Raw genomic sequence first — 23633 nt, forward strand, 5'->3', positions numbered from 1 at the left:
GTGACTTATTATAATATGTATTTGGGGGTATAAATATGGCTGGATCAACGCTAGAAATCAAGAATTTGCACGTATCAATCGAAGACAAGGAGATACTGAAAGGTGTCGACCTAACAATAAAAGGTGGAGAATTCCATGCAATTATGGGACCAAATGGTACCGGTAAATCCACACTAGCTTCTGCGATCATGGGGCATCCAAAATATGAGGTTACAGAGGGAAGCATCTTATTAAATGGAGAAGATGTATTGGAAATGGAAGTAGATGAGCGTGCTAGAGCTGGATTATTCTTAGCTATGCAATATCCGAGTGAAATAAGCGGAGTTACCACTTCTGACTTTCTACGTTCTTCTATGAATGCTCGTCGGGGCGAAGGAAATGAGATTTCTTTAATGAATTTCATTAAAGAAATGGACAGTGTGCTTGATTATTTAGAAATCGATAAGAATATGGCACAACGATATTTAAACGAGGGCTTTTCTGGTGGGGAGAAGAAACGTAATGAGATTCTTCAGCTTATGTTGTTAAAGCCAGAGATTGCAATGTTGGATGAGATTGACTCTGGATTAGATATAGATGCGTTAAAGATTGTATCGAAGGGAATTAATAAACTTCGAGATGAAAACTTTGGTTGCATGATTATTACGCACTATCAACGTTTATTAAACTATATAACTCCGGATTTTGTACATGTTATGATGCAAGGTCGTGTTGTGAAATCTGGTGGACCAGAACTTGCTAAACGCCTTGAGGCAGAGGGGTATGAGTGGATTAAGGAAGAACTTGGTATCGAAGACCATACTGTTGAGCAAAATGCGTAATGTAAGGAGGGGTATTCATGACTGTAGAAACAAAGCTGCCATATAATAAAGAATACATTGAACAGTTTTCAAAAGAGAGAAACGAGCCACAATGGATGTTGGATTTACGTCTTCAGGCGCTAAGCAGTGCAGAAGACTTGGAGTTACCAAAGCCAGATAAAACGAAAATTGGTAAGTGGAATTTTACCGAGTTTAAACATACAGCAACAGGTGAAAAGATTACTTCATTAAGAGATTTGCCTGCAGAATTACAGGAATACTTGGATGAAAATGATCTACCTGAGAACCTCCTAATTCAACGAAATCATTCTGTAGCTCACAGTACGTTAAGTCAAGAGTTACAAGATAAAGGCGTTATTTTTACTGATATTTTTACGGCATTACAAAATCATAGCGATCTCGTCCAGCGGTATTATATGAAAGATGCTGTATCTATTGATGAACATCGCTTAACTGCAATGCATGCGGCTTTAATGAATGGTGGTGTTTTCGTTTACATCCCTAAAAACATTGTAGTAGAAGCGCCGTTACAAGCGATTTTTTGGCAGGAAGATCCGGAATTAGCTATGTTTAACCATGTGCTTGTAGTTGCAGAACAGGGTAGTTCGTTAACCTATGTGGAAAATTATATTTCACATAATGAGAATGAGCCTACGGTTGCAAATATTGTAACGGAGGTCATTGCGCAAGACAATGCAAAGATCTCATTTGGAGCTGTGGATAATTTTGCAGCAGGTACTACTGCTTATAATAATCGCCGTGGGGTAGCTTATCGTGATGCAATTATCGATTGGGCATTAGGGCAAATGAATGATGGGAATACCGTTTCAGAAAATATTACGCATTTGGTTGGAGAAAATTCATTATCCAATGCTAAAACAGTTTCTGTTGGTCGAGGTAAGCAAACACAAAACTTCACTGCGAAAATTGTTCATTTTGGTAAAAACTCAGAAGGTTATATTTTACAACATGGTGTAATGAAAGATAGTGCTACTACTATTTTTAACGGCATTGGGAAAATTGAACACGGTGCTTCAAAAGCAAATGCAGAACAAGAATCTCGCGTATTGATGTTAAGTGAAAAAGCCCGCGGGGATGCAAATCCGATTCTATTAATTGATGAAGATGATGTAACCGCTGGTCACGCTGCTTCTGTGGGAAGAGTAGATCCATTGCAGTTGTACTATTTAATGAGCCGAGGAATTACGCAAGAAGAGGCAGAGCGTTTAATCGTTCATGGTTTCTTAGCACCCGTGGTAAATCAATTACCGATCGAAGCAGTTAAAAATCAATTGACGCAGGTTATTGAAAGGAAGGTATATTAATGGATGTAAAAGCCATTCGTGAGCAGTTTCCTATTTTAAACCAGGAAGTGAATGGCCATCCTTTTGTCTATTTGGATTCTTCAGCAACGTCACAAAAACCAATTCAAGTAATTGAAGCTGTTGATACCTATTATCGATCATATAATTCAAATGTTCACCGTGGTGTGCATACGCTTGGAACGAAAGCAACTACTGCTTATGAGGGGGCAAGAGAAAAAGTTCGCCGATTTATTCATGCTTCCAGTAGTGCGGAAATTATTTTTACACGGGGAACAACAACAGCGATTAATACAGTCGCTACAAGTTATGCACGAGCTAATTTAAAAGCTGGGGATGAGATTGTAATTACGCCAATGGAGCATCATAGTAATATCATCCCTTGGCAACAAGCTGCCAAAGCCACCGGTGCTACATTAAAATATATACCTTTACAAGAGGATGGGACGATCCGGTTAGAAGATGTTAGGAAAACCATTACGAAGCAAACGAAAGTTGTCGCCATGACACATGTATCCAATGTATTGGGGACGATTAATCCGATTCAAGAAGTAGCTTCTATAGCCCATGAACATGGAGCTGTCTTGCTCGTAGACGGGGCACAAGGAGCTCCACATATGAAAGTAGATGTGCAGGAGCTTAATTGCGATTTCTACGCCTTTTCTGGTCATAAGATGGGCGCTCCAACTGGCATCGGAGTACTGTATGGAAAGAAAGAGTTGCTTGAAAATATGGAACCAGTTGAGTTTGGTGGAGAAATGATTGATTTTGTAAATCTATATGATTCTACATGGAAAGAGCTTCCGTGGAAATTTGAAGGTGGAACACCAATCATTGCCGGTGCGATTGGATTAGGAGCAGCGATCGATTTTTTGGAAGATATCGGTATGGATAATATCACCAAGCGTGAAGAAAAGCTAGCTCAATATGCGATGCAAAAGATGCAAGCGATGGATGATATTTCCATTTATGGTCCAGAGCATCGCGCTGCACTTATCACCTTTAATCTGAATGATGTTCACCCTCACGATACAGCTACGGTTCTAGATGCAGAGGGAATCGCGGTTCGAGCTGGACACCATTGTGCTCAGCCATTAATGCGCTGGTTAAATGTGACCGCGACTGCAAGAGCAAGCTTCTATCTGTATAACACAGAAGAAGATGTGGATCGCTTAGTAGCTGGACTTCAGAAAACAAAGGAGTATTTTGGGAATGGCTTTTAATAACCTAGATACACTCTACAGACAAGTTATTATGGATCATTATAAAAATCCACGAAACAAAGGTCGAATAGATGGGGACGCTCTAACTGTCGATATGAATAACCCAACCTGTGGAGATCGCATTCAGCTCACTATGCAAGTAGAAGATGGAATCGTTAAAGAAGCTAAATTTGAAGGTGAAGGATGCTCTATTAGCATGGCTTCGGCTTCTATGATGACTCAAGCGATTAAAGGATTAGAAGTGGAGAAAGCTATAAAAATGTCCCATATTTTTTCCAAAATGATGTTGGGAGAAGATGTTGATACGGAAGGGGTAGATTTAGGCGATATTGAAGCCCTTCAAGGTGTATCTAAGTTTCCAGCGAGAATTAAATGTGCCACTCTATCTTGGAAAGCGATGGAAAAGGGTGTTAAAGGTGAATAAGGCGTAATAATATAGCGTTATTACGAAATGGATATCGTTCTTGAATTATACCTAAAGGAGGGGTTATTTATGGCAAAAAATATGCCAGAAATCGAAGAGTATAAATATGGTTTTCGTGACCGTGACGTTTCTGTCTTTCGTTCAGGGAAAGGATTGACTCGTGAAATTGTTGAAGAGATTTCCAGAATGAAAGAGGAACCAAAATGGATGCTTGACTACCGCCTGAAAGCATTGGAGCATTTTTATGAGCGTCCAATGCCTCAATGGGGTGGTGATCTATCAGAGTTAAACTTTGATGAGATTGTCTATTATGTGAAGCCTTCAGAAAAACAAGGAAGAACGTGGGATGAGGTTCCGGAAGAAATTAAGCGGACATTTGATAAGTTGGGCATTCCTGAAGCAGAGCAAAAATATTTAGCAGGTGTTTCGGCGCAGTATGAATCAGAAGTGGTTTACCATAGCTTAAAAGAAGATTTAGAAGAGATGGGGATAGTGTTTAAGGATACCGATACAGCGTTGAAGGAAAATGAAGAACTGTTTAAAGAGTACTTCGGTAAAGTGATCCCAGCAACGGACAATAAATTTTCTGCTTTAAACTCAGCGGTGTGGTCTGGTGGCTCGTTCATTTATGTGCCAAAAGGTGTTCAGACAACCACACCATTACAAGCTTACTTCCGTATAAATTCGGAAAATATGGGACAGTTTGAACGGACACTAATTATCGTTGATGAAGGGGCTTCTGTTCATTATGTAGAAGGTTGTACAGCACCGATCTATACAACAAATTCCTTGCACAGTGCTGTAGTAGAAATTTTTGTTAAAAAAGATGCATATTGTCGTTATACAACGATCCAAAACTGGGCAAACAATGTTTTTAATTTAGTAACGAAGCGGGCTATCTGCGATGAAAATGCAACGATGGAATGGATTGACGGTAATATTGGTTCTAAGATTACTATGAAATACCCTGCAGTCTTACTAAAAGGTGAAGGTGCTCGTGGCTATACACTTTCCATTGCCCTTGCCGGAAAAGGTCAATTACAAGATTCTGGCGCTAAAATGCATCATCTCGCACCAAATACGTCATCTTCTATTGTCTCAAAATCCATTTCGAAAAATGGCGGAAAAGTTTCTTACCGTGGATTGGTTCATTTTGGTCGTAAAGCATCTGGCGCTCGCTCCAACATCGAGTGCGATACGCTGATCATGGATAATGAATCCACTTCAGATACGATTCCATACAATGAAGTAAATAATGATAATATTTCATTAGAGCATGAAGCAAAAGTGTCTAAAGTTTCTGAAGAACAGCTATTCTATCTAATGAGCCGCGGCTTAACAGAGGAAGAAGCAACAGAAATGATTGTGATGGGCTTTATCGAACCATTCACAAAAGAATTGCCAATGGAATATGCGGTTGAAATGAACCGATTGATCTCATTTGAAATGGAAGGTTCGATTGGATAAGGCTTGAGATAACAATGCTTTAGAAGTTCGTGTGGATTAGCCACTCACAAATCCCCCACAATTAATGGAATAAAAATTACTCTAAATCTAAATACTGCTGATACATTTTTATTGCGTCATCTTCAATCTTTTCGGTGATGTGCAACTATGTATCAGCAGTTGTTTTTATATTAGAATATCCTAACCTGAAAACTCCAATAAGTTAGAAATTGTGATTGGATTTTTAATAGGGAATATATCTTTTCAAAAGCCATCTAAGTCAAGCGAGCAGTATGGAGGACTTCATTTTGAATTTGAATAAATTAATCATTAAATATTAACTATATTTTATTATTTACTGCAACATTTCAACTTGTTTCCTGTTTATCACCTAAGCGACTGGATCAAGTATACTAATAGGGGTATTATTTTACATCTAGTAATAGATTTAGTTAGAGATTTGTTCAAGAAGAAAGTAAAGAACTAAATTTTATGAACATCCTTTACCTTAAATACAAAGTGAGCATAAAACGCTCTCTTTTGCTCAAAATCATCAGCATTTTAAGTAGCAGTATATCTTTTTCTGCCATTAGGCGTATTGTGATTTACCATGTATTATGTTGTTGTGATACTGTTGGCTAAGGACTTTCTTTATAAATTAATTAAGAATTGATTTCATTCTTTTTTAAGAGGTAAGAAAGTATAAAAATTTCGGCTTTTGGATACCGATATAACGGAATAGCCACGTCCGGCTTAAGCGCCCAGCAACTAGGCGACTTCACGAATCGCCCTACGATAAGTCATCATTGGTTCGTGCCTCACCATGATTCCTAAAACTTTAGTTGCTTCGTTCCACTCGCTACGTTGCTAAACGGGCGCTTGCGCCTTTGTTCTATAGTAATATAGTAAATTTTTCCTTTCCATAGTATAATAAATCGAATAAAACTGGATAGGAGAATGTGAAAAATGAAAGAAATACATTGTTACCGTTTTGAATCAGAAATATATACTGATATTGAACTCGTATCAGAGTGTTTAAATAAAGATGAACATGTTTTGAAGTGGAGTACACAAATAATTGAAAATATGTATGATGGAAGTGAAGAGGATTTAAAAGAAGGGATAGCTTTCATTACTAGGCAAAAAATAGGAAAAAAAGTATATGAACTGCAAGCTAAATATACAAAATATGAGCCGCCAAACTACGTCACAGTCGAAACTGAAACAAAAGAAGGTGTTAGTAAGACAGAATATATCCTTGAAAAAACTCCTGAAGGAACAAATTTTATGGTTAATGTTTCTTTGGTTCCTTCGAATTGGTTGTACAAATTAGTGACACAGATGCTTAAGTGGTCTTTTAAACATATTTTTGATGAGCAGTTTGAAAATTTTATAGAATATATTTATCAAATAGAGTACGAAAGATTTGGGTTTGACAATGAATTCATTAAAGAAAACCTAAATATTGGAATGACAGAGTCTGAGGTAATAGATCTGATTGGAGAAGCTGATGCAGTGGGAGTAGACGCCATTAACACTTTACCTAATTGGAGATATGATATGGGAGCTGCTGATGATTACAAGAATGAGTTTGATAAACAATTAGGAAGAGGAATAGTTGATTCCGTTGATAAGGATGCAATTAGACAGGGCATCGTCAAAATGCAATTATTTATAGGCTGGAGGAATGGTGTAATCTACCAAATTTTTAACAATTACCTTGAAGATGATTTATTGGTTACTTATCGTTTATCCTCTGAGGACAATCGAACAGAAAAATAATAAAATGGAATTTACGAGCTTCCTAAATCCAATTCTGGAGATGAAGTAATAATTTGATGTTTTTTTATGTTTTCAGTAAGCGCTTTTTCTGGCTAATGCTAGATGAAAATGAGCAATATCTTCACTTTATTTTCTTACGTACGAAAACGAGGGAGGGAAGGTTCCAATACGTTGGATAATTTGCTAAAATGAAGGAAAGTCGAGAAATAGAATTGTAGTTAGAGTATTGGACTAGTGTGTTGAAAAAAAGTAATTGAAAAGAGGTTTAAAGCAAATGAAAAGGTTGCTTTTATTTTCAGCCAGTTTTGTATTTTGTTTTTTGGTGTTGCAAATTTCAGCTGGTGTTATAGTTACCTTTTTATACGAGCCAGATATAACGGAAGCTTGGAATGTAAGTGATGGTCTATCGCAATCTCTTGTGTTACAGGGGAGTTCTGTTTTGCTAACTATTATTTTTGTTTTGGTCTTTGCTGTTATTTCCTATTTTATTCAGTGAAAATTTATAAAGCCCTCGCTATGAAAGCAATATTTTTCGCTAACAGAATTTTTTATGTTCGAATCAATTTAATATGTGCAGGTATAAGAAATCCAAAAGCGATAATATAAACTGCTATTGAAATAAGTGGATTCCAGCCATTATATTTTAAGTAACCTAGCTGTGCCATAATCCATTCCATAACAGAAGCAATAATGGTAAAGATTAATACCAACAACCATTTATTTTTATACGTATAATTGTTAATAAAAAGGATAGCAAGAGATGAAGGGACAAATGTATACACTAATATTTCTGCAAGTCCTGCTGTTTTTGGTTCGCCAAGGTCAATTAGGTCTAATGTTCTAGCAATCAAAGCATCGCTAAGCCAAGTAACAAATGCAATCATTCCAAAAGTAGAATATAATTCTTTCCATGTTATATGCTTTTTTGGAACGAAAAACATGGTTAACGCTAGTAGAATGCTAATGGTGATAGGAAACCAAATTCCTTTCGAATGTAAATCAAGATTATGAATAACTTTGTCCATGGTCTTCAAGCTCCTTTTTTTGAAAATTAAATCGTATAGGAGATTTTTACTCTTCTTTATTTCAAAGGTACGCCAGAAAAAAATAGCTTCTCATAAGAATGTATGAATTGTTTTGCTTTCTCATAGTATAGGCAATGCAAATGAAAATATGCGTTGAATGGATAGATTATTCAGCAATTAGCTTTTAAAGCATAAATTTTCATGGGAGTAGTGCAAATTGATGTCAACCTGTAAGTAACAGACGATTACCTATCAAAAGGTGTGATTCAATGAGGATCTATCTTTAAAGATATTCCTCCAGCTTTTTGGTTTACACCAATTAGAAAGGATAAGTGGAGTATAGCGGAGAAAATAGGGTCCCTTTATGAAAGCCGGATGAGAGCAAAACGAGCACGTCAAATTCAGATAGCGGTGCACGCTACTAAATTAAAGCAATCACTTTCTGGAGTTCTTTAGGTTTTATATAACATGATGAACAGATGTATCAAATGAATGTTATTATAGTTTACAAAAAGAGTTGTAATGGAATAACGATTTTTTGCAAACAAATTTTATCCCGCAAATAAGGTGCTGTAAGTCTCCCCCTTCAGTAGTTGGATAATCTGTACTGCGGAAAAGTCTAAGTGGGAGATAACAGCACCTACTGCTCTATTATTCGTAAAGGTCTTAGGTCATACCATTAGAGTACTAGTAATTTAGTAGGTTGAATGCCCCCTAACTTGATGGAGACGCCCTTTATTCTCGATGACGATTAAAAATGCTAATTGAGGGTTTAACCGAACAACTTGCAAAGGTTAAAATGGAATATGACTTTAGGTATGAGCCAATAAACACGTATGAATTGTAAAACTTGAGCTGATGCCTTAAACGCGCTTATGATTATAGGACAAATAAAAGATAAATGTGTTTCCCAGTAATACTTGGTATATATCCTTGATAGGGGCTGATGCTTTTGATTACCGATGTGGTTACTAAAGAGAATTGGAAGCGTTTTATTAACGAGGGAAGTTTAGTTGATGAAAATATATCCTCTGAACTGCTTGATTCATGGAAAAGATGTAAACAAGAAGGTGTCGATCCGTTTGACGGCGTTTCTAAAGCGATTTTACAAGCAGATGAATTACAAGATCGTTTAAAGCAAAATACATTGCTTATCTCTTTAGCAGATGCTCAACGCGACCAATTACATTATTTCTTGAAAGGGTGGCGGTATGTCACTACGTTAACTGATAAAGATGGCTATATTTTACAAAATAAAGGAGAGCGGACAGTAGAAGCGAGAGCTTGCGATATTTTGTTTGTCCAGGGGGCAAATTGGGGAGAGACGGAGGTCGGTACAAACGCGATTGGCTTAGCGCACCGATTTAAAAAACCGTTTACTGTAAGAGGATATGGGCATTTCGCTATCGCTTCCCAAATGTGGAACTGTGCTGCTGCTCCAATCGTAGATCACCATAATCAATTACTTGGCATACTTAATATATCGAGTCCGTATAAGCCAATAAACTTTAATTATGTATTAGCTACAGTAAAGATGATCGCTGATTCAGTTGCCCTTGCGTGGCGAAAAACGGTGTATGAAGATATGGAGCTACTCCTCCAATATCCGCCACTAGGGGATGCAATTATTTGTTCGAAGGACTCTCTTATTTGTAAAGTGCCTAGATATTTAGAAAGCCAGTATGGACATATGGTTGGCGAACCTTTAGACAAGCTAGAGTTGGAACTAAGTTTATCCAAGAATAAAAAAGCAATTCGAGCAAACGGACGTACCATTGGATACGAGGTTTATGTGGAGGAAGCAACAGATAAAAAGCCTATTTATTTTGCCGGGGTAACAGGAACAAGTGCAGCGTTCCAAAAAGTATTACACGACGTTAACAAAGTTGCTTCAACGGATGCTGCCGTGCATATTTATGGCGAGACAGGTACTGGCAAGGAATTAGTTGCTGAAGCAATTCATCGTAATAGTGATCGAGCAGATCAACCGTTTGTCTCTATTAACTGCGGAGCCATTCCCGAACAGCTATTGGAAAGTGAATTGTTTGGATATGAACCTGGTGCGTTTACTGGAGCTCATAGAAATGGTCAAAAAGGGAAACTGGAAGCAGCAAATGGCGGTACATTATTTCTTGATGAAATTGGTGATATACCTCATTCGATGCAAGTTTCCCTGCTACGTGTCTTACAACAAAAGCAAGTGACACGTATTGGAGGATATGAGCCGATTCCCATAGATGTACGAATTATTTCGGCAACTAATGTAGATATAAGAGAATTAGTTGCAGAGGAAAAAATGCGAGCTGATTTATTCTATCGCATTTATGGTTTTCCCATTTATGTGCCGGCGTTGCGGCAGCGAAAGGAAGATATTCCATTTTTAATTGACCACTATTGCAATAAACAGAACTGGCATCCAAGCTGGATTAAAAAGTGGACGTCTATTTTTAAAAATGGAAGCTGGACAGGGAATATTCGAGAATTATTTAATGCATTAGATCGTTGCCGTATCTTATTTCAAGATCATACACCTAAGGAAGAAGAGTTGTACCGCATTATTTCAATATGGGAACAAGCTGAACTGCCAGATCGAGGTACCAATAAGATGGAAACGAAAAGTTTTCGAGAACAGTTAGAAGTCGAAAAGCTTAAACAAGCTTTAAAAAAACATCATAATCATGTGGCGAGTGCAGCAACTGATTTAAACATGTCGCGAAGCACATTATATCGAAAGATTAAAAAGTATCAATTATAGCAAAAGACAGCGCTGTTAGTCTATTAACGCTTTCGTTATTAATGATAATCAAACAAAAAATAGATAGTAGGGCGTTGACAATAATCCTCATAAAAATTGCGACAAAACGAGACAATTTGCAAAAGTTGTCTCATTTTTAATTGCTATTCATGAAAACGCTTTATCTTATCCACTTTAAAAGTTGGCATGAATTTTGCTTGTATTAAGTGAAGGGACAAAATCATGGAGGAGGATTTTAAATGGATAAGAAGATGGCCAGTTGGATGTATGCCAAGATGAATGATATTCGTAATTTTGAAAACCAAGTACAAAAAATTTTCGCAACAGGGGAAATCCCAGGATTTGTCCATTTATACGCGGGGGAAGAAGCAATAGCTGTGGGAGTTTGTGCCCATTTGAAAAGTAATGATTATATTACCAGTACTCACCGTGGTCATGGGCATTGTATTGCAAAAGGCTGTAGTTTAAATGGAATGATGGCTGAGATATTTGGGAAAGAAACGGGTTTATGTAATGGAAAAGGCGGTTCCATGCATATTGCAGACTTGGAAGTTGGCATGCTTGGAGCAAATGGAATCGTTGGTGGAGGGTTTCCATTAGCGGTTGGGGCAGGGTTATCTGCAGAGATATTAGAAACTGGCGGTGTGGCTGTATGCTTCTTCGGAGATGGGGCGAATAACCATGGTACTTTTCATGAGGGAATTAATATTGCAGCGGCTTTAAAATTACCAGTTATATTTGTGGCGGAAAATAACGGTTTTGGTGAAGCAACACCATTTGAATATGCCACTTCAGCAAAAACGATTGCTGAACGAGCAAAGGCATATGATATTCCAGGCATTCGTGTAGATGGAAATGACGTTACAAAGGTGTATCAAGTTGCTCAAGAAGCAGTAGAACGGGCAAGAAATGGAGAAGGTCCAACCTTAATTGAAGCAATTACCTACCGTACACATGGTCATTTTGAAGGGGATAATCAATCGTATAAATCGGAAACCGATAGAGAAAAATGGCCAGTTGAAGTGGATTGTATCGAACAATTCAAGACATATGTTTTAGAGAATAAACTGTTAAATAAAGCAGATATGGAAGAAATTGAAAAAACGTCGATAAAAGCTGTTAAAGAAGCGGTTGAATTTGCACATAACAGTAAAGTGCCACGTGGGGAAGCTTTAACTGAGAATGTATATGTTACTTACAAATAATATGAATGAGGTGAGAAAAATGGCTAGAAAATTAACATTTTCAAAAGCAATTAATGAAGCGATGGATATAGCGATGGAACGAGACAATAAAGTTATTTTGATTGGAGAGGATGTAGCTGGAGGTGCCACGGTTGATCATTTGCAGGACGAAGAAGCTTGGGGTGGCGTATTCGGTGTGACACAAGGTTTAGGTAATAAATATGGACGTAAACGTGTTATGGATATGCCCATCGCCGAAGCTGGCTACATGGGAGCGGCAGTAGCCGCCGCGGTCACTGGATTAAGACCGATATCAGAGTTAATGTTTAACGATTTTATCGGCAGCGCGATGGATGAAATTATGAACCAAGGAGCAAAAATTCGTTATATGTTTGGTGGGAAAGCGGAAGTTCCTTTGACCATACGTACGAGCCATGGTGCAGGGGCTGGAGCAGCCGCTCAGCACTCGCAATCTCTGTATGGCATGTTAACAGCAATACCAGGATTAAAGGTAGTTGTTCCGTCTAATCCATACGATGCGAAAGGGTTATTATTAACAGCAATTGAAGACAATGATATCGTTGCCTTTTTTGAAGATAAAACATTATACAGCATGAAAGGCGAAGTTCCAGAAGGTTATTACACAATTCCTCTTGGTCAAGCAGAAATAAAACGTAAGGGAGATGATTTAACCATCGTTGCGATTGGAAAAATGGTGCATGTTGCCGAAGACGCTGCAAATCAGCTAGCAAAGCAAGGAGTAGAATCTGAAATTATTGATCCAAGATCCTTATCTCCACTTGATGAGGACACCATTTTACAGTCTGTTGAAAAAACGGGTCGTTTGCTGATTATTGATGAAGCGAATCCGCGTTGTAATGCGGCAACAGATATTTCTGCGCTGGTTGTGGATAAGGGATTTGATTCATTAGATGCCCCAATTAAGATGGTAACGGCTCCGCATGCGCCTACGCCATTTGCAACTAATTTAGAGCAATTATATATCCCAAGAGCGGAAACAGTTGTGCAAACAGCGAAAGATATGATTGGAGAATTAACCTTATCTAGATAAATAGGAGGGGATTATATGGCTACATCGATTGTAATGCCGAAACTCGGCATGACGATGACAGAAGGAACGGTGGAAGAATGGCTCAAGCAGCCTGGTGATACAGTAAAAGAGGGAGAGGGAATTGTTACCATCAGTTCTGATAAGCTGACGAGTGAAGTAGAGGCAACAGCTGATGGCGTGTTATTAAAAATTATAAAAGATGTAACCGAAGAAGCGGCAGTTGGTGAGCCAATTGGTATTCTCGGTCAAGATGGAGAAGAGGTGGGAGAAGGTGTATCGACCGCTGAAGAAACAAAAACGGAACAAGAACCAGAGGTACACCAAGAGACGATCCAACGAAGTGAACTAAATGATCAAGCTAATCAGAAAGTGGATGGTCCACAACGAAAAAGACGTATTTCACCAGCTGCTCGGAAAAAGGCAAAAGCATTAGCGATAGATATTTCAAACGTAACCGGTACTGGTCCAAAGGGAAGAATCACCCGAAGAGATATTGAACAGGCAGCAAAGCAACAAGCAGCGGCTACAATAATAGAAGAACAAACGGTAGAAAACCAAACTGCTCAAAAAAAAGCAGCTCATGTATCTGGCTTGTCGCCAATGAGAAAATCAATTGCTACAAATATGCAGTACAGCCTTGCAACAACAGCACAATTAACTTTGCACCGAAAAGTGGATATAACAGATCTACTTGTCTTTCAAAAGAAAATGCGGGCAGAAGCAGCAGAAAATAATTTAGATATCAAACTAACATTAACTGTTTTTCTGGCAAGAGCAGTGACATTAAGCTTACAACAACATCCAGAAGTAAATACGCATTTAATAGATGAACAACTCCATCAATATGATGTAGTACACTTAGGTATTGCAACATCGTTAGAAAATGGTTTGGTCGTCCCTGTTGTAAAACATACAGAAAGATTACCACTTGGCAGTTTAGCAGAGCAAATTAAACAAGTAACAGAATCAGCTAGAGAGGGTAAGAATGCGGAGTTAAATGGAGCTACATTTACGATTTCCAATTTGGGAGCGCTAGGGGTCGAATATTTTACACCCATTCTTAATCCGCCAGAAAGTGGTATTTTAGGCGTAGGTTCATTTATTAAAGAATTTACGTTAGGTGAAAATGAAGCTGTCAAGCATAAGATATCATTACCATTAAGTTTAACCTTTGATCATCGAGTCTTAGATGGATCACCAGCAGCAGCTTTCTTAAATACGATTGCTCATTACCTAGCAAAGCCATATTTGTTATTACTATAGAGTTTAAAAGTGTAGCATAGCCCTCTATAATAGAGAAATAAACCAAAGGAATAGGCCGGTTATTTCCTCTCTTTTAGAAAAATATGGTTACCACTCTTTTCAAAACCAAATTCTTAATGAAAAGAGTGGTTTTTATATTATTACTTATCAACAAAAGACGAATGTATAAATAAATGATAGAATAGTTTTAATTCATAAATTGTTAGAGGGGAAAATGACTTAGAATAGATTAAAAGGGGGCTTTTATAAATGGAGCAATCTTTACTTAAAGAATACTTGCAATTACAACACGCTTATGAACCAATGGTTATTCCCGGTCAACAAGATAAGATAACGTTTTTAACAAAAAAAACGGGATTACCGCAAGTATGGAAAATGAATTTAGTAACCACTCAGTTGGAGCAATTTACCTATTTGCCTGATCGAGTCCTTTCTGTCTTCCACTCTCCGACAGGACAGCAAACCATCATAGGGATGGATGAGGATGGCAATGAGAAGCAACAATTTTATCTTATGGACAGCAGTGGTTGGCGGAATATTCAGGCATTAGTAGTTTCTAAACAGCATTTTCACTATTTTGGGGGTTGGTCACCTGATGGAAAGCAAATTGCATTTTCTAGCAATAGACGGTCCCCCGGTACTTTTGATATTTTCGTATTAGACCTAACGACTAAGAAACAGACCGTTGTTTTTGAATCGGATGGAAATTGTAAAGCTATTTGCTGGACAAAGGATGGAAGTCAATTGCTTATTCGGATACCAGAAACCAACATTGAAGATAGGTTATTTTTTTTGGATCTAGCAACTGGCAACATTGTTAGACTAGGAGATGGTTCTTTAGCTAGGTTTAAAGAGGTAGAGTTAACTGCTAATGGAAAAGAAGGGTTTGTTCTCACCGACATTCAACGAGATACGCTAGCTATTTATCAATTTTCCTTACATCAACCAGCTATTTTAACAGAAGTATTATCTGATGCTAATTGGGATATAGAAGAACTTAGGTTATCACCAAATCAAAAGCAACTAGCTTTTACCGTAAATATAGGTGGAAGATCGAAGCTCGGAGTATATCATTTGGATAATAACACTTATGACTATATAGAGACGTTACCGACAGGTGTGTATAACTCGGTGTATTGGGTGAACGATCAAGAATTAATTTTGCATATAAAAAGCGCATTGTTACCTGGTGATATTTGGCAGCTACATGTAGAAACGGGGAGTTGCACCAGATTAACGTATATTGGTCATTCGGAGATCACTAGCTATTTGATAGAACCGAATTTATTTACTTATCCCTCCTTTGATGGGTTAAATGTTCCTTACTTCTTTTACGGAGATGTAAAGCAATCACAACCAGCAGTGATTTATGTTCATGGAGGACCGGAATACCAAATTCGCGATGAGTTTCATCCAGTCATCCAATATTTAGCAGCAAATGGTTTTGCGGTAGCAGTCCCGAATGTACGAGGCAGTATGGGATATGGAAGAACGTATTCAAAATTGGATGATCAAAGAAAACGGATGAATGCAGTTGCAGATCTCAAGTGGTTAGTAGAAGACCTTGTTATAAATAGAGGTGTCAATCGTGAACAAATAGGGATTATGGGGCGAAGTTATGGAGGTTTTATGGTTTTAGCTGCGATTACCCACTATCCTAATTTGTGGGCAGCAGCAGTGGACATTGTCGGTATATCTCACTTCAAAACATTTTTAGAAAACACGGGTCCGTGGCGACGCAAATTAAGAGAGTATGAATATGGCTCTTTAAAAAAGGATGTCGGTTTTTTTGAGGAAATTGCACCACTTCGTCATACAGCAAATATACAAGCACCATTGCTTATTTTTCATGGACGAAATGATACGCGTGTACCAGTTTCGGAAGCGGAACAATTGGCAAGCGATTTGAAGAAGCAAGGAAAAAATGTAGAATTGCTCATTTTTGAAGATGAAGGACATCAAACTGAAAAAATGACCAACCACGTTACTATGAATGAATCGATCATAACGTTTATGCAAACACATCTAGTTAAAAAGTAAGTGGTGAATTTACTTATGAAAATAGAAGTGCGATATTTACTTAGATAACAACTTGGCTTTTACCTCCTAGGTTTAACCAAACAGACAGATTCGTTCTTGATAAGTGGGGGATAAGTAATAATCCCCCACTGGTGGTAACTACAAATTACCTGCTCACCCAACAAGTAGCATAATTTCCTTTACAGGATGTGCTAGAGACACTCCCAGTTTAGGGGTGTAAAAACTAGCCAAAGTAGGAGTTAACGGCTCCTCATGCTCCTGGATACTCACTTATCCACAATGAATTATTTATTTATTTATTTATTGCTATTGAACACCAACTTGTTCCCATGCTTCAGCAATTGCGTCTGCAGTTTCTGCATTGTATAAATCGTTTGCTGATTGAATGAGAGCTTGACGTGCGTCTAGGAAACTACTGTTGGGTGTTAAATATACAGTTAACGCTCGGTAGTAGATTTGCTCGGCTTTATCTGCGCCGATTGCTTGAATCGTATGGTAGGCTGCTTTGTTAGCAATCCCACTATTAATATGAACACCACCCCAATCACCTTCGTTTGTATTCGGTAGATTTTGGTAATCATCCATATGATCCGGCTGATTGTAAGCAGTAGGGTCCGCTAAGCTACGAAGTGCGTCTCCTTCTTTACCGGGAGTAAATACATCCTCGCCTAGTAGCCAATCCTCTGTATCAACGAAATAGCCGAAAACATCTGCAAAAGACTCATTTAAAGCACCAGGTTGATTTTCATATACGAGATCGGCTGTTTCCTGAATCACAGCATGTGTTAATTCGTGAGCAACAACGTCTTTTGCACCTGATAGATAAGTGAATGTATCACCATCCCCGTTACCATAGATCATTTGGTTACCGACCCAAGCTGCGTTATTATAATCATTTCCAAAATTAACAGAGGAGCGGATGGAAGCTCCATTATTATCATAACTTACACGATCAAAGGTATCATAATAATAATCAAATACTTCGCTAGCATAATAATGAGCATCAACAGCAGCTTTTTGCGATTCACTCGTAAACTGATTATCACTATCTGTCACATAAATGCCTGGCAGCTGATATTGACTACCGCCTTGATTATCGAATGTTTCAATTACTCCATTCATTTCTTTTGTCGTATCATATAGGTAGTAGCTATTTTGGTGTAAGAACGTATTTAAATCTTTTGTATCACCTAGTGTACCTATTCCAGTTCCAGTCTTTGCTGCCTCCTTTACTTGATTAGTGGCTTTAAGAATTTCACCATTTTCTGCGTTCACCCAGATTTTCCAGTTTGCTGGAGAAGGTTGTGCAAATTGGAGTTCAACTCGATAGGCTAATGTGTAATTCTCGTTATTTTGAAAAACTACTAGCTTGGCGTTTTCTTCAAGGGAGTTAAAAACTTCTCCAGTTAAGGACTGTATTTGTTGGTCTGCTTCGCTACGTTTTACGTCAATATGTTTCCAAGCTTTATGAAGAGCTTCTTTTTTTGTTAATACGCGCTTTTCTCTTAATTTAGCAGGAGCATTCGGATGAAATTCACCATTTATTGCAGCTATTTTATTATGTTGATTAACGTGTACGACTACTTTGGAATCTTCTATAGGAATATTTTGAATTTTAGGTTGGTACTTATAATGTGTCATTCCAACTTCGTCAACATCCGCTGCCAAAAATTTGAGCTCTGTTTTAGGGTTTAATTTAAAAACAGCTTGATTAGCTTCAAAAAACGTGGCTACATCCTTTTCACTCGTGATATTTTGATCGGATAGTTTTCCATTAATAAAGGAAGGTACCTCTTCTTGTTTATTTTCTTCCCACAACGTTTCAACATTTTCTTTAAGCTTCCATTTTTCATTCTCTGTAGCATTTACCATTTGACTACTACTAAGGACTAGAACTGTCGTCATCGAAGCAACGCCAACTTTTTTTAGCCAATTTTTTTGCACATGTCTCTCTCCTTTTTTGTGGTAATTATTGGTATTAATTTGAAGTTAATAGTATCGTAGATTTGGATGATATGCAATATACTATTCGACTTATTTTTGCATTTTTTTTATATCAATAGAACTATAAAATAATAGAAAAATGACTTGTGCTCATCTATAAAATGGAGATGGAAGTAGAGAGTATTTAGCGATAATTAGGAAAAAAATACCGGATTTGAGATAAATTTAATTTTTATTGTAATAAAAAAGTTTTGTTTAAATTTATAGAATTATAGAAATATTAATTCTTAAGAAGTATAATGGAACTAGATTAACAATGCTTGCAAAACATCAAAATCTGGAGCAAAAAGGGAGTGTTTTAGTGGTTGAAAACAGAGGTGTCGTTTATGTAGGTGCTGGAAAGGTCGAGGTGCAAGATATCCGTTATCCAGATCTAGTATTGCAGGATGGGCCGGGAGTAAATCCACTAAATGTAGGGCGAAAATGTCATCATGGCGCGGTTGTTAAAGTGGTAACGACAAATATTTGTGGTAGTGATCAGCATATGGTCCGTGGAAGAACGACGGCTCCAAGCGGTTTGGTGCTTGGACATGAAATAACTGGGGAAGTTGTTGAAGTAGGGCGCGATGTGGAATTTATCCATAAAGGAGACTTGGTATCTGTACCCTTTAACATTGCCTGTGGGCGTTGTAGAAATTGTAAACAACAAGACACTCATATTTGTGAGAATGTAAATCCAGATAGACCAGGATCTGCCTATGGTTATGTGGACATGGGTGGTTGGGTTGGTGGTCAGTCGGAATATGTAATGATTCCATATGCTGATTTTCAACTATTAAAATTTCCTGATAAAGATCAAGCGATGGAGAAGATCCTTGATTTAACAATGTTATCTGATATTTTCCCTACTGGATATCATGGTGCAATAAGTGCTGGAGTAAAGACAGGATCGACAGTTTATGTTGCAGGTGCAGGTCCGGTAGGTTTAGCTGCTGCTCATTCAGCGCAATTACTTGGAGCTTCTGTTGTAATTGTTGGCGATCTGATTGAGGAAAGATTAGCACAAGCTCGCAGTTTTGGGTGTGAAACGATTAATCTTCGCGATCATATAAATATCGGTGAGCAAATGGAGCAAATCATTGGTATCCCAGAGGTGGATTGCGCCATTGATGCAGTTGGATTTGAAGCAAGTGGTCACGGTGAAGGAGCAAGTGAAGCTCCAGCGACTGTATTGAATACGATTATGGATATTACTCGTGCTGGAGGAAAATTGGGTATTCCAGGATTATATGTTACGGGGGACCCGGGGGGGATTGATCAGGATGCCAAAGAGGGTACGTTGAAAATTCGCTTTGGTCTTGGATTTGCAAAAGCCCATACGTTTGTGACGGGGCAAACCCCTGTGATGAAGTATCATCGTGATTTAATGAGGGCGATTTTAAGTGACAAGGCACAGATTGCAAAAGCGGTAAATGCTACATTAATATCACTGGATGAAGCACCAGCAGGATACGAGGCATTTGATGGGGGTGCTTCTAAGAAATTTGTCATTGACCCGCATGGAATGGTAAAAGCATAGAATGAATTGCGCGTATTCCTGTTAGAAGTACAGTAACGATGCACTTTTTTAAAAAAAAGATAAGAAAGCATAAAATGATGTGTTTTGGGATAACGAAATAACCGAATATATACGTCCGACGCATGAGCCCAGCAACTAGACGACTTCACGAATCGCTCTATGATAAGTCATCATTGGTTCGTGCCTCACCATGATTCCTTTACCTCAGTTGCTTCGTTCCACTCGCTACGTTGCTAAACGGGCGCTCTGAGCCTTTGTTCTTAACCGTAGTCGCTAGTTGTTTCGAACGTTCAGACAATAGGGATACATCCAAAACTCAAAATGAACAAGCAACAATGGAAATGCAAGTTGGAGATGGTGAAGGTAGTACAGGAAGGGATGAAGTAGAGAGTGAAGAAGAACAACCCACAAAATGTAAAGAAAATGAAGTGCCTAAAACGGACACATATAACGTTGCTGATCGAAAGGTGATTTATACTGCAGATATTAGGATAAAGGTAACAGAATATGAAATGAAAATGGCAGACCTGGAAAAGTTGATTACTAATCATAACGGCTATATTGTGGAGTCTACGAGAGATAACGATTCAGAGGAAGAAAAGCGAACAGGTTCTTTAACTGCAAGAATTCCACAAGAGCAATTTCATGTTTTTATGGATAAAGTCGAGCGGGTGATGGCAAATTATTAAAAAGAAATGTATCAGGCCAGGATGTAACAGAAGAATACGTGGACTTAGAGTCTTGGCTCCATTCAAAAAAAGTGGTAGAAAAAAGATTGCTAGCTTTTATAGAACAAGCTGCAAAAACGGAGGATTTATTAAATATTTCAGCAGACCTTGCTAAAGTGCAGGAGGAAATAGAGCAGATTACGGGACGAATGAATTACTTGCAAAATAAAGCTGATCTAGCAACGGTTCATATTGAAGTACGAGAAAATGATGTATCCTTAAAAATAAAGATTTAAATACTTGGGAAGCAACGACACAATAATTCGTTAAAAGTACAAACTTTCTTTTGAAAATGGTTTCAGCTATATTTGTTTTTATAGCAGGAAATGTCCCAATTATTCTCTGGTTTGGTGGACTAATTACGCTAGGGGGGGTGATTATAAAAAAATGGATAAAGCGAAATCGCAGGAAGTGAGTAGGATGCAGTAAATAAGTGTTAACGACATGGTGTTGTTACAATTGCATTAACATATCGGACTATAAAATATTCAGAAAAAGAAGAGCGGGATAACACGATATTTAAATTCAAAAAATTATTGTTTAATTACAATTCCGTTAAACAAGTCATAAAATTCAATACTTGGGTTGGCAAGCGCGGAGCTAGTGTTGGACAACTATTTTTATGATAAAATAAAGAAAGCCATTAAAACAAGGAGTTGGATTATGACAAAACATAAGATCTATACAATGAGTGTTGCAAGTGTCTATCCCCATTATGTTACCAAGGCGGAGAAAAAAGGACGTACGAAAACGGAAGTCGATGAAATTATTCGTTGGTTAACAGGGTACAGCCAAGAAGAGTTAGAAGCGCAACTGGAAAAACTAACAGACTTTGAGACCTTCTTTGCGGAAGCTCCTCAAATGAATCCTTCACGGAATCTAATCAAAGGTGTAATTTGTGGAGTCCGAGTGGAAGATATCCAAGAGCCAACGATGCAGGAAATACGCTATTTGGATAAACTTATCGATGAATTAGCAAAGGGAAAATCGATGGAAAATATTTTGCGCAAATAATGGTAAACGAAGAAGCCTGATTCTTTGTATAAAATATAAATAAATCAATCAATGCTTTTTGTAAGTGGATACGTAGGCGACATAAGTGATGTGGTTGTATAGGTGAAAGAGGGTATTGCGCTTCATTCTATTTCATTAATTCAGGCAGAAAATCAGTTGAGGCTCGTTAAACGTTGAACAAAGTAGAAAATTAACTATTAGAGATAAGATGAAACTTGAGACTATAACAGTGAACGTTACAGATTTATGTGTTTTATAGATATTCAAAGAAATGTGTTCGCTTTTGCCATAGGGTTGGTCCATTTTGTTGAACAGTTTACAACAGGTAGATAGAGAGAGGAATCAATAGTGAAAAGGTTCATAAGCACTATTTTAAAAACAATTATTTTTTTTATGAGCTGGGCAATTTTAATTTCTTTTACACCGCATATATCAACGAAAAAGCCAGCGTTATTACGGCTATGGTGGGAATTTACTCCGCTTATTGTAGTGATTTTATTATCGGTCTTTTTTGTTTTGATAATAGAAAGGGGAAAAATAAACATCCCTGTAACATCACGGTTCTTTAAAAATTTTCTAATAGGTGTTTCTTATGGTTAGGTAGTGTAGTAGCTGTTCTTCTGTTTACAAAAACAATGAATATACAAGGACAAAACAGCATTGATTACTTATGGATTTGGATTGCTGCTGCCTTCTTGAATGCTGGAATGCAAGAATTATTGGTAAGAGGATATTTATACCAATTATGGAAGGGGAAATATAATATAATCGTCGCCACAGCTGCCACTACGATATTATTTACCGCGATGCACGGTGGCGCATTTGAAGCAGGTATTATCCCCGTACTGAATGTTGTTTCAATGAGTATATTTGTAACATTGCTGTTAGAATATACAGGTACTATAGTTGCTCCCAATCATTGCTCATTTCATTTGGAATGTAATAGGAGCGATTATCCTCGGTGGCGTTTCATTGGCAAGTGATTATCCAAATCTCTTCACCAGTACGTTCCACGGTAATCTATTAATATCAGGTGGCATTTATAAAATGGAGGGTAGTATTATAGTTTTAGTCGTTCATTTAATCCTGATTACATACTTGTTCATCTTAAATAAAAAAAGTCCAGCCAAAAAGGATTTGTTTCTGTAATCGGGTACGGTCGTTAGAAAAATTTAAGAAACTAAACTTTTTATGACTAAATATATAACGTTTCACAAATTAAGAAACGACTATAAGCCAATTTTTTTCTAACCGTAATATAAAACATGAGGGTTAATGATATTTGCAGCAAACTTTGCTTACCATAAAAAAAGTAATAATCTTAGTATGAACTGTAGTATTCGTGTGTACTGCAGTTTTTTGTTGTCTTCAACAAAAGCAAGTGTATATATAATCTTACGCGCTGGCTTGTATTTTTAGAAGATAAGAGAGTATAAAAATTTTGGCTTTTGGATACCGATATAACGGAATAGCCACGTCCGGCGCATGAGCCCAGCAACTAGGCAACTTCACGAATCGCCCTACGATAAGTCATCATCGGTTCGAGGTTAAGAGGAAGGCCGACTTAAAACGGGCTTGTCGCTCAGGCGTCGGTATACTCCTGTTGCAGGAGCATGATTCCCTAAAACTTTAGTTGATTCGCTCCAGTCGCTTTGTTGCTAAACGGGCGCCTGCGCCTTTGTTCTTGTTTATCAATAGGACATACTTTCTTACTCACACGGTGACTACGTTGAGCTTCACTTTGATCCAAACAATAAAAGCGGTATGCTTGTTAATGATTGAATCTTGTGTCTATGTGTTCCGCTAGTTATTATTCCGACCTAAAGACTATAGATTATAGGTACCTATTTAGTTTAAAACGGTTACTGATAAATTTGTGAAGTGAGATTCTTACATACAAGATAAAATATACAGGCTTTACGTCCATTTACACAGGGCGTATGCACAGATCTTAAAAATAGAGGTGTAGAAGATATTTTAATTGCATGTAAAGACGGGCTTTCAGGCTTTT

At 37.7% G+C, this 23633-nt stretch carries 19 protein-coding genes; 17 read left to right on the plus strand and 2 right to left on the minus strand.

Going from position 1 to position 23633, the window contains the following annotated elements; translation table 11 throughout:
* The first annotated feature begins 35 nt into the window (after positions 1-35).
* The 7 genes from sufC to D1839_RS16850 all read left to right on the plus strand — a co-directional run bounded on the left by sufC (position 36) and on the right by D1839_RS16850 (position 7514).
* Positions 36-821 carry a Fe-S cluster assembly ATPase SufC gene (gene sufC, locus D1839_RS16820; protein WP_120380990.1) on the plus strand — a complete coding sequence of 262 codons (786 nt, stop codon included), beginning with the start codon at positions 36-38 and terminating at the stop codon, positions 819-821.
* A gap of 17 nt (positions 822-838) precedes the next feature.
* Positions 839-2146, plus strand: coding sequence for a Fe-S cluster assembly protein SufD (gene sufD, locus D1839_RS16825; protein WP_120380989.1), 1308 nt, complete (start codon positions 839-841; stop codon positions 2144-2146).
* A complete protein-coding gene (locus D1839_RS16830; protein ID WP_120380988.1) occupies positions 2146-3366 on the plus strand; it encodes a cysteine desulfurase in 1221 nt (406 codons plus the stop codon). The genes sufD and D1839_RS16830 overlap by 1 nt, the downstream gene beginning before the upstream one ends.
* A complete protein-coding gene (sufU, locus tag D1839_RS16835; protein WP_120380987.1) occupies positions 3356-3790 on the plus strand; it encodes a Fe-S cluster assembly sulfur transfer protein SufU in 435 nt (144 codons plus the stop codon). Before D1839_RS16830 ends, sufU begins: the two co-directional genes overlap by 11 nt.
* A gap of 69 nt (positions 3791-3859) precedes the next feature.
* Positions 3860-5257 carry a Fe-S cluster assembly protein SufB gene (sufB, locus tag D1839_RS16840; protein WP_120380986.1) on the plus strand — a complete coding sequence of 466 codons (1398 nt, stop codon included), beginning with the start codon at positions 3860-3862 and terminating at the stop codon, positions 5255-5257.
* Positions 5258-6202: 945 nt separating this feature from the next.
* Positions 6203-7018, plus strand: a complete 816-nt coding sequence (locus D1839_RS16845; protein ID WP_120380985.1) for an SRPBCC domain-containing protein — start codon at positions 6203-6205, stop codon at positions 7016-7018.
* A 274-nt stretch (positions 7019-7292) separates the two neighbouring features.
* Positions 7293-7514 (plus strand): hypothetical protein, encoded by a 222-nt coding sequence (locus D1839_RS16850; protein ID WP_120380984.1) that lies wholly within the window; start codon positions 7293-7295, stop codon positions 7512-7514.
* Between the two features lie 52 nt (positions 7515-7566).
* On the opposite strand, the gene D1839_RS16855 is transcribed toward D1839_RS16850, so the two are convergent.
* On the minus strand, positions 7567-8043 hold the full coding sequence (locus D1839_RS16855) for a hypothetical protein (protein WP_120380983.1): 477 nt from the start codon (positions 8041-8043) through the stop codon (positions 7567-7569).
* Positions 8044-8995: 952 nt separating this feature from the next.
* Here D1839_RS16855 and D1839_RS16860 point away from each other — a divergent pair.
* The 5 genes from D1839_RS16860 (at position 8996) to D1839_RS16880 (ending at position 16357) form a co-directional block, all read left to right on the plus strand.
* Positions 8996-10798: a sigma-54-dependent Fis family transcriptional regulator gene (locus D1839_RS16860; RefSeq protein ID WP_158589690.1), complete on the plus strand. Its 1803-nt coding sequence runs from the start codon at positions 8996-8998 to the stop codon at positions 10796-10798.
* 239 nt (positions 10799-11037) lie between these two features.
* Positions 11038-12003 (plus strand): thiamine pyrophosphate-dependent dehydrogenase E1 component subunit alpha, encoded by a 966-nt coding sequence (locus D1839_RS16865; protein ID WP_120380981.1) that lies wholly within the window; start codon positions 11038-11040, stop codon positions 12001-12003.
* A 19-nt stretch (positions 12004-12022) separates the two neighbouring features.
* Positions 12023-13054, plus strand: coding sequence for an alpha-ketoacid dehydrogenase subunit beta (locus tag D1839_RS16870; RefSeq protein ID WP_120381010.1), 1032 nt, complete (start codon positions 12023-12025; stop codon positions 13052-13054).
* Between the two features lie 15 nt (positions 13055-13069).
* Positions 13070-14317: a dihydrolipoamide acetyltransferase family protein gene (locus tag D1839_RS16875; protein WP_120380980.1), complete on the plus strand. Its 1248-nt coding sequence runs from the start codon at positions 13070-13072 to the stop codon at positions 14315-14317.
* Between the two features lie 249 nt (positions 14318-14566).
* Entirely contained in the window at positions 14567-16357 is a 1791-nt protein-coding gene (locus D1839_RS16880; protein ID WP_120380979.1) for a S9 family peptidase, read from the plus strand.
* 306 nt (positions 16358-16663) lie between these two features.
* Here the strand turns inward: D1839_RS16880 and D1839_RS16885 are convergent, their stop codons facing one another.
* Complete coding sequence (locus tag D1839_RS16885; RefSeq protein WP_199690333.1) at positions 16664-18301, minus strand: M4 family metallopeptidase; 1638 nt, start codon at positions 18299-18301, stop codon at positions 16664-16666.
* Between the two features lie 361 nt (positions 18302-18662).
* Between D1839_RS16885 and fdhA the strand changes: the two genes are divergently transcribed.
* The 5 genes from fdhA to D1839_RS20920 all read left to right on the plus strand — a co-directional run bounded on the left by fdhA (position 18663) and on the right by D1839_RS20920 (position 22605).
* Positions 18663-19880 carry a formaldehyde dehydrogenase, glutathione-independent gene (fdhA, locus tag D1839_RS16890; protein WP_120381008.1) on the plus strand — a complete coding sequence of 406 codons (1218 nt, stop codon included), beginning with the start codon at positions 18663-18665 and terminating at the stop codon, positions 19878-19880.
* A gap of 335 nt (positions 19881-20215) precedes the next feature.
* Positions 20216-20569, plus strand: coding sequence for a DUF4349 domain-containing protein (locus D1839_RS16895; protein WP_158589689.1), 354 nt, complete (start codon positions 20216-20218; stop codon positions 20567-20569).
* Between the two features lie 38 nt (positions 20570-20607).
* Positions 20608-20844: a DUF4349 domain-containing protein gene (locus D1839_RS16900; protein ID WP_120380977.1), complete on the plus strand. Its 237-nt coding sequence runs from the start codon at positions 20608-20610 to the stop codon at positions 20842-20844.
* Positions 20845-21271: 427 nt separating this feature from the next.
* Positions 21272-21622 carry a DUF2200 domain-containing protein gene (locus D1839_RS16905; protein ID WP_120380976.1) on the plus strand — a complete coding sequence of 117 codons (351 nt, stop codon included), beginning with the start codon at positions 21272-21274 and terminating at the stop codon, positions 21620-21622.
* 635 nt (positions 21623-22257) lie between these two features.
* Positions 22258-22605 (plus strand): CPBP family intramembrane glutamic endopeptidase, encoded by a 348-nt coding sequence (locus tag D1839_RS20920; RefSeq protein WP_286164844.1) that lies wholly within the window; start codon positions 22258-22260, stop codon positions 22603-22605.
* Positions 22606-23633 lie beyond the last annotated feature (1028 nt).

The organism is Roseburia sp. 1XD42-34 (assembly GCF_009917385.1).
In the GTDB taxonomy this organism is placed as follows: domain Bacteria; phylum Bacillota; class Bacilli; order Bacillales; family Amphibacillaceae; genus Virgibacillus.

Excerpts from the sequence above, each read along its gene's own strand:
- sufC (WP_120380990.1), top strand. The coding sequence starts at position 36 with ATGGCTGGATCAACGCTAGAAATCAAGAATTTGCACGTATCAATCGAA.
- sufD (WP_120380989.1), top strand. The coding sequence starts at position 839 with ATGACTGTAGAAACAAAGCTGCCATATAATAAAGAATACATTGAACAG.
- D1839_RS16830 (WP_120380988.1), top strand. The coding sequence starts at position 2,146 with ATGGATGTAAAAGCCATTCGTGAGCAGTTTCCTATTTTAAACCAGGAA.
- sufU (WP_120380987.1), top strand. The coding sequence starts at position 3,356 with ATGGCTTTTAATAACCTAGATACACTCTACAGACAAGTTATTATGGAT.
- sufB (WP_120380986.1), top strand. The coding sequence starts at position 3,860 with ATGGCAAAAAATATGCCAGAAATCGAAGAGTATAAATATGGTTTTCGT.
- D1839_RS16845 (WP_120380985.1), top strand. The coding sequence starts at position 6,203 with ATGAAAGAAATACATTGTTACCGTTTTGAATCAGAAATATATACTGAT.
- D1839_RS16850 (WP_120380984.1), top strand. The coding sequence starts at position 7,293 with ATGAAAAGGTTGCTTTTATTTTCAGCCAGTTTTGTATTTTGTTTTTTG.
- D1839_RS16855 (WP_120380983.1), bottom strand. The coding sequence starts at position 8,043 with ATGGACAAAGTTATTCATAATCTTGATTTACATTCGAAAGGAATTTGG.
- D1839_RS16865 (WP_120380981.1), top strand. The coding sequence starts at position 11,038 with ATGGATAAGAAGATGGCCAGTTGGATGTATGCCAAGATGAATGATATT.
- D1839_RS16870 (WP_120381010.1), top strand. The coding sequence starts at position 12,023 with ATGGCTAGAAAATTAACATTTTCAAAAGCAATTAATGAAGCGATGGAT.
- D1839_RS16875 (WP_120380980.1), top strand. The coding sequence starts at position 13,070 with ATGGCTACATCGATTGTAATGCCGAAACTCGGCATGACGATGACAGAA.
- D1839_RS16880 (WP_120380979.1), top strand. The coding sequence starts at position 14,567 with ATGGAGCAATCTTTACTTAAAGAATACTTGCAATTACAACACGCTTAT.
- D1839_RS16895 (WP_158589689.1), top strand. The coding sequence starts at position 20,216 with ATGGAAATGCAAGTTGGAGATGGTGAAGGTAGTACAGGAAGGGATGAA.
- D1839_RS16905 (WP_120380976.1), top strand. The coding sequence starts at position 21,272 with ATGACAAAACATAAGATCTATACAATGAGTGTTGCAAGTGTCTATCCC.
- D1839_RS20920 (WP_286164844.1), top strand. The coding sequence starts at position 22,258 with ATGAATATACAAGGACAAAACAGCATTGATTACTTATGGATTTGGATT.